General features: G+C 71.3%; 5 protein-coding genes. 3 read left to right on the forward strand and 2 right to left on the reverse strand.

All coding sequences use genetic code 11. From position 1 onward, the window contains the following. Positions 1 to 39 precede the first annotated feature (39 nt). Positions 40 to 882, forward strand: a complete 843-nt coding sequence (locus KOI35_RS15405) for a DUF4253 domain-containing protein (RefSeq protein WP_215787900.1) — start codon at positions 40 to 42, stop codon at positions 880 to 882. 25 nt (positions 883 to 907) lie between these two features. Here KOI35_RS15405 and KOI35_RS15410 read toward each other — a convergent pair whose 3' ends face one another. Next, entirely contained in the window at positions 908 to 1,501 is a 594-nt protein-coding gene (locus tag KOI35_RS15410; RefSeq protein ID WP_215787902.1) for a GNAT family N-acetyltransferase, read from the reverse strand. Between the two features lie 151 nt (positions 1,502 to 1,652). Between KOI35_RS15410 and KOI35_RS15415 the strand changes: the two genes are divergently transcribed. Both KOI35_RS15415 and KOI35_RS15420 read left to right on the forward strand, forming a co-directional pair. Further along, positions 1,653 to 3,119: a SulP family inorganic anion transporter gene (locus KOI35_RS15415; protein ID WP_308121007.1), complete on the forward strand. Its 1,467-nt coding sequence runs from the start codon at positions 1,653 to 1,655 to the stop codon at positions 3,117 to 3,119. A gap of 268 nt (positions 3,120 to 3,387) precedes the next feature. Continuing rightward, the gene (locus KOI35_RS15420; RefSeq protein ID WP_215787907.1) at positions 3,388 to 3,777 is read left to right on the forward strand and encodes a MerR family transcriptional regulator; all 390 of its coding nucleotides are present in this window, start codon (positions 3,388 to 3,390) and stop codon (positions 3,775 to 3,777) included. A gap of 307 nt (positions 3,778 to 4,084) precedes the next feature. On the opposite strand, the gene KOI35_RS15425 is transcribed toward KOI35_RS15420, so the two are convergent. Continuing rightward, a complete protein-coding gene (locus KOI35_RS15425; RefSeq protein ID WP_308121008.1) occupies positions 4,085 to 5,968 on the reverse strand; it encodes an ABC transporter ATP-binding protein in 1,884 nt (627 codons plus the stop codon). Positions 5,969 to 6,350: the final 382 nt, after the last annotated feature.

A 6,350-nucleotide genomic window follows, 5' to 3' on the forward strand; every position in this document is an offset into this window, starting at 1 on the left:
CGCCGTCGTGACGACCGGGCCGGGCTCTATGCTCGCCGCGTGCCGAAGTCTGCGTGGGAACTGCTGCAAGCGGGCGACCCGTCGCTCGACCTTCCGCCGGGGCGGCTCGTCCACGGCGACGAGGGCGACGACGAGAAACCGGCGATGTGGGTGAGCGACGGCCCGGCGACCGGGGACCTCTGGCGATCCCTGCGCGCCGCCCAGCCGGCGACCGGCCTGTGCCCGCTGCTGCTCGATCACCTCACCGGCGACCCGCGCCGCCCGTGGGACGACGGCGAACTCTGGCCTGGTGACGTGACCTCCCCGAGCGATCACGATCCCGGTGCGCTGCTGGCGCAGGGCTGGCGGGACCAGATCGGCGACGTGCCGGGGGACCAGACCGGCGGCGCGGCGGGGGACCAGATCGGCGACGCGTCGGGGGACCGGATCGCCGTCACGGCACCGTTCGGGACGCGGTGGCCTGGCCTGGCCGACGGCCGGAAACCGCCGGTCGATCCGGACGTGCGCGCGGCGCACTGCGTCGATCGTCTGCTGCGGTCCGATCCGCACCTGCGGCTCGGGCTCGTGCCGGCCGCCACCGGTAGTGCAGCCCTGGCCGTGGCCGGCTGGCAGGGTGCGGTCAACTACACCAATGACACGGCCAGGCTCTCCGCCGTGCTGGGCTCGTGGGAGGAACGGTTCGGGGCCCGCGTGATCGGAGCCGGATTCGCCGACCTCTACGTCAGCGTCGCCGCCCCGCCGGTCGATCACGCCGACGCGCTGCGCGTGGCGGCCGAGCATTTCGCCTTCTGCCCGGACAACATCTGGCAGGGTGCGGGCTCGCTGACCGCCTACGCCGAGCAGTTGACCGACGCCCCGATCTGGACCTTCTGGTGGGACTGACCGGGACTGACCGGAAGGAAAGCCGTCAGGAGGCGCGCAGCATCGGCCAGCTCGTCGTGAAGCCCAGCCGCTCGAAGAACGGCACCGTCTCGTCGGTCGCGTGCAGATAGGCGGTGCCCGCGCCGGCCAGCGCCCCCCGCCGCAGCATCGTCTCGGTCAGCACCCGGGCGTACCCCGACCGGCGGAAACCGGCCACCGTGCCCACGTTGGCGATGCCCAGATGCCCGGCGGTCAGTATCGCGACCCCGGCCGCGACCGGCGTCCCGCTGTGCGTCTCGGCCACGTACGCGCCGATCAGCGGATTGGCCAGCACCTCGGCCGTGTACGCGGCGGACACGTCGCCCGGCGGCACCCCGAACGCGCTGCCGACGACGCCCGCGAACGTCTCGTACTCGTCGCTGGCCAGCCGGCGGACCAGGGCCAGGTCGTCCGGCACCGAACCGGCCGACCGGCGCCCGTCCATGGCCGCGACCATCAGGATCCGGGGCTCGGTGAGACCGAGCCGGTCGGCCGTGCGGGGCCGGGACCGGGGGCGGCTGCGCAGGTGGGAGCGGCGGCGGGACGAGGCGAGCAGCTCGACGGCGGACCGGAAAGCGTGCTCGGCGGAATCGTGGTGCATGGCGGCGACCTTCGTACGCGAAATTGTCTTACATCTCGGGAAGACTAACTCGCCGAGGGGATTCTGCACTGCCCGTGCCGCGAGCGGGCGTGACGAGCGCCACCGTGATCTTCGCCGACCCTACTCTCACGTGAGGGTAGGGTTTGGCCTCGTGTCGAAACCCGCCTGGCTGGCGTCTCCCCGTGTCTTCCGCACCGAGGTCCTCGCGGGCCTGGTCGTGGCCCTCGCCCTGATTCCCGAGGCCATCTCGTTCTCGATCCTGGCCGGCGTCGACCCGAAGATCGGCCTGTTCGCGTCGTTCACGATGGCCGTCACCATCGCGTTCACCGGCGGGCGCCCGGCCATGATCTCGGCCGCCACCGGTGCCGTCGCCCTGGTCGTGGCGCCGCTCGCCGCCTCGCACGGTCTCGGCTACCTGGTCGCGGCGGTCATCCTGGGCGGCCTCATCCAGGTGGTCCTGGCGCTGATCGGCGTGGCCAAGCTGATGCGGTTCATCCCGCGCAGCGTCATGGTCGGCTTCGTCAACGCGCTCGCCATCCTGATCTTCAGCGCGCAGGTGCCGCACCTGGTCGGCGTGCCGTGGCTGGTCTACCCGCTGGTCGCGGTCGCCCTGGCGATCATCTGGTTCCTGCCCCGGCTGACCACGGCCGTACCCGCACCGCTCGTCGCGATCGTCATCCTGACCGTTTTCACCGCGATCGCTCATGTCACCGTCCCCACGGTCGGTGACGAGGGCACGCTGCCGAGCAGCCTGCCGGTTCCGGGACTGCCCGACGTGCCGTTCACCTGGGCGACGGTGACGACCATTTTCCCGTACGCCGTCGGCATCGCCCTGGTCGGCCTGATGGAATCGCTCATGACCGCCAAACTCGTGGACGACATCACCGACACGCCCTCGGACAAGACCCGGGAATCGTGGGGCCAGGGCGTCGCCAACATCGTCACCGGGCTGTTCGGCGGCATGGGCGGCTGCGCCATGATCGGCCAGACGATGATCAACGTGAAGACGTCCGGGGCGCGCACCCGGCTGTCCACGTTCCTGGCCGGGGTGTTCCTGCTCATCCTCGTCGTGGCGCTCGGCGACGTGGTCGCGACGATCCCGATGGCCGCGCTGGTCGCCGTGATGGTGATCGTGTCGGTGGGCACGTTCGACTGGCACAGCATCGCGCCGTCCACGCTCAAGCGCATGCCCGCCGGCGAGATCACCGTCATGCTCGTCACGGTCGCCGGAACGCTCGCCACGCACAACCTGGCCGTCGGTGTTGTGCTCGGAGTGCTCACCGCGATGGTCGTTTTCGCGCGCCGGGTTGCGCACTTCGCCCAGGTGACCAGCGTGCTCATGCCCGACGGCGAGACGCGCGTCTACACCGTGCACGGGGAGCTGTTCTTCGCGTCCAGCAACGATCTGGTCCACCAGTTCGACTACGCCGGCGATCCCGCCCACGTGGTCATCGACATGAGCGCCGCGCACATCTGGGACGCGTCCTCCGTCGCCGCCCTCGACGCGATCACGCGCAAGTACGAGTCCCGCGGCAAGCGCGCCGAGATCACCGGCTTGAACGAGGCGAGCGCCCGCTTCCACGAAAACCTGGCCGGCAAACTGGGCGCCGGCCACTGATCAAGCGGTGCGCGCACTGATTGAGCGGTGCGCGCACTGATTGAGCGGTGCGCGCACTGATTGAGCGGTGCGCGCAGCGGGATGAGCGGTGCGCGCAATGATTGAGCGGTGCGTGTAGCGGGATGAGCGGTGCGTGTAGCGGGATGAGCGGTGCGCGCAGCGGGATGAGCGGTGCGCGCAGCGGGATGAGCGGTGCGCGCAACGGTTGAGCGGTGCACGCATTGCCGGGCGGTCCGGGTGCCGGGCGCCGATAGGGCACACTTGTCCGATGACAGCGGGGCTCATGCAGATCGGCGAGGCGGCCGAGCGGGTCGGACTCAGCATCCGCACCATCCGCCACTACGAGGAAGCCGGTCTCGTGGTCCCGTCGGCCCGCAGCGACGGCGGTTTCCGGCTCTACACCGAGCCCGACCTCGACCGCCTGCGGGTCATCAAGCGCATGAAGCCGCTCGGGTTCACCCTGGAGGAGATGGGCGACCTGCTGCGCATCCTGGACGCGCTCGCCACCGCCGAGGGTGACGAGCGCGCCGACAACCAGGCGCGGCTGGCGATGTTTCACACCGCCGCGCAGAACCGGGTCAAGACCCTGCGCGAACAACTCGACATGGCCGAGGGCTTCGCCGACCAGATCCAGGGCCACATCGACCAGCACCGCTGAGGGCGGGCTGCTTGAAGCTGGGCCGTTCAAAAAGTCCGGCCCTCGAACGCGCGACTGCTCGAACGCTCGAACGCGCGATTGCTCGCCCGGCCGCTCGCTCGAGCGCGCGATGCCCGCTCGAACGTGCGACGGCTCACCCGGGCCGCCTGTTCGATTGAGCGCGCGATGCCCGCTCGAACGTGCGACGGCTCACCCGGGCCGCCTGTTCGATTGAGCGCGCGATGCCCGCTCGAACGTGCGACGGCTCACCCGGGCCGCCCGTTCGATTGAGCGCGCCCGGCCGCCCGGTGGCGGCGATTCGAGGGGGTCAGCTCGGCTGGTAGCCCGCCGCCTGCAACCGGAACAGGCCCGCGTAACGCCCGTCGGCCGCCATCAGCCCGGCGTGGTCGCCGTGCTCGACCAGCGCGCCGTCGTGCAGCACGAAGATCTGATCGGCGTGGATGACGTTGGCCAGCCGGTGCGTGATCAGGATGGTCGTCCGGAGGCCCTGACGGCCCCGGATGGCCTGGAACAGCGCGTCCTCGGCCCGCGGATCGAGCGCGGACGACGGCTCGTCCATGATGAGCAGGTCGGCGTCGCGATAGAAGCCGCGCGCGGCGGTGATCCGCTGCCACTGCCCGCCGGACAGGTCGTGCCCCTCCTTGAACGTGCGGTCGAGCAGCGTCCGGTAGCCGTGCGGCAGGGCCAGGATCGTCTCGTGCGCGGCCGCCTTCCGCGCCGCCGACTCGATGCGCTCCTGGTCGGCGTCGGTGTCGAGGTCGCCCATGGCGATGTTGGTGGCCGCCGTGTACGGCCATTTGTGGTGCTCCTGCAGCACGACCGCGATCCGGGAGCGCAGCCCGGCCCGGTCCCACCCGGTCAACGGCCGCCCGTTCCACTCGATCGTGCCGTCGCTCGGTGACCGCAGCGCGGCGATCATCGCGGCCAGGCTCGACTTGCCCGACCCGTTCTCGCCCACGAACGCGACCGTCTGCCCGGCCTCGATGCTGATCGACACCTCGTCCACGGCCGGGGAGTCGCGGTCCGGGTAGCGCAGGCTCACGCCGCGGATGTCGAGGCGCCGCAACGGTTCCGGCGCCGGGTGCGCGCCGTCGTCGGTGGCGGGCACGTATTCGCGGGCGCGGTCGAGGAACCCGATGTACTCCTTGAAGAACTGCCCGTCGGTGAACATGTGGTCGAGCTGCATGGTGACCGTCGTCAGGGACCGCTGCGCCGCCTGCACCGCCACCACACACGTCACCGCGGCCGACAGCGGGATGTGCCCACCGGCCAGCAGCACGCCGAGCAGCACCCAGACCCCGCCCAGGCCGACCCCGCTGATCACCGCGCCGAGGCTCATCGTCGTCGTGACCCGCCGGGCCAGGGTGAGCTCGGTCGCGGTCTGCGCGTCCATCACCATGTCGTACTGGCCGAGCAGAAACCGGCGGAGCCCGTACGACCGCAGCTCCGGCGCCGATTCCCGCTCGGCCATCTGCCGTTCCAGCACGAAGAGCCGGCGCCGCCGGACGGAACCGGCCAGGAAGTTCGCGTAGCGCAGATGTCCCGCGCGCAGGGCCGCATAGCCGTTGGGCAGCGTCGCCACCAGTAGAGCGAGCAGCAGCAACGGATTGATGACGATGACGGCCACCGCGACCGCGGCCAGACCGACCACACCGGCGAGCAGGTTGGTCGTGTCGGACACGAGCCCGTTCGCCGCGTCGCTGCCCCGCGTGGCCCGCTCCATGTCGTCGGCGAAGGCATCGGCGTCGAAGGCGTCCAGCCGTACGGCCGTGGTGGTCTCGAAAAGCCGCCGCTCGGCCGCCTGGTTGACGCGCGGGGTCAGGCCGTTCTGCGCGTAGCCGATGGCGATGCCCAGCCCGCCGCGCGCGGCCGTCACCGCGGCCAGAACGGCCAGCGCGGGCAGCGCGGCCTCGACCCGGTCGGGCGTCGGTCCCGCGGCGAACAACTCGACGAGCACCCGCTGGGTCGACAGCAGCCCGAAGGTGGCCATCGTCCCGGCCACGAGCGTCGCGACCCCGACGAGCGTGGTCCGCACCCGGTCGGCCCGCCACGCGACGGCGACCGCCTGCCGGACGAACTGCGGCAACTCCGCGAAGACGCCGAGCACCCCGGTCTCCGCCCGCCGCCGTACGCCGTGCTCCCACCAGGCATTGCGCAGCTCGGGAAGGACAGTCTCTTCCGTGACGCTCACAGCCACCTCACCCCACGTAGCCAGCCGGTCACCCTCAACCCTCCCGGCTGCGCGGGGTTCTGTCGCCTACCCGAAAGAGTTAGGCACGTCGATCACCGGCCGGCCCGCGCGACCGCGACATCCACGTTGGCCGGAAACGGTGCTGCGCCGACCGGAGGGGACCGGCCGGCGCAGCACGACGCACCCTAGGGTGCGTCGGGCGGATCACGAGGGCCTGCGGCGAGGCCCAGGCGGCGCCTGACGGCAGCCGCAGGGCGGCCACATCCAACTGTGAGGATGGTGGGGTGCCGCCCGCGGTTCGGGGTTTGACCCGCCATCCAACTGACCGTGGTGTCTTGCCGGTGATCTGTCGGTCCTGGGTTGCGGGCGGTGCTTGCTGCCA

Origin of the sequence: Paractinoplanes bogorensis (assembly GCF_018829635.1) — a bacterium.
Taxonomy (GTDB): domain Bacteria; phylum Actinomycetota; class Actinomycetes; order Mycobacteriales; family Micromonosporaceae; genus Actinoplanes; species Actinoplanes bogorensis.

Excerpts from the sequence above, each read along its gene's own strand:
- KOI35_RS15420 (WP_215787907.1), top strand. The coding sequence starts at position 3,388 with ATGACAGCGGGGCTCATGCAGATCGGCGAGGCGGCCGAGCGGGTCGGA.
- KOI35_RS15410 (WP_215787902.1), bottom strand. The coding sequence starts at position 1,501 with ATGCACCACGATTCCGCCGAGCACGCTTTCCGGTCCGCCGTCGAGCTG.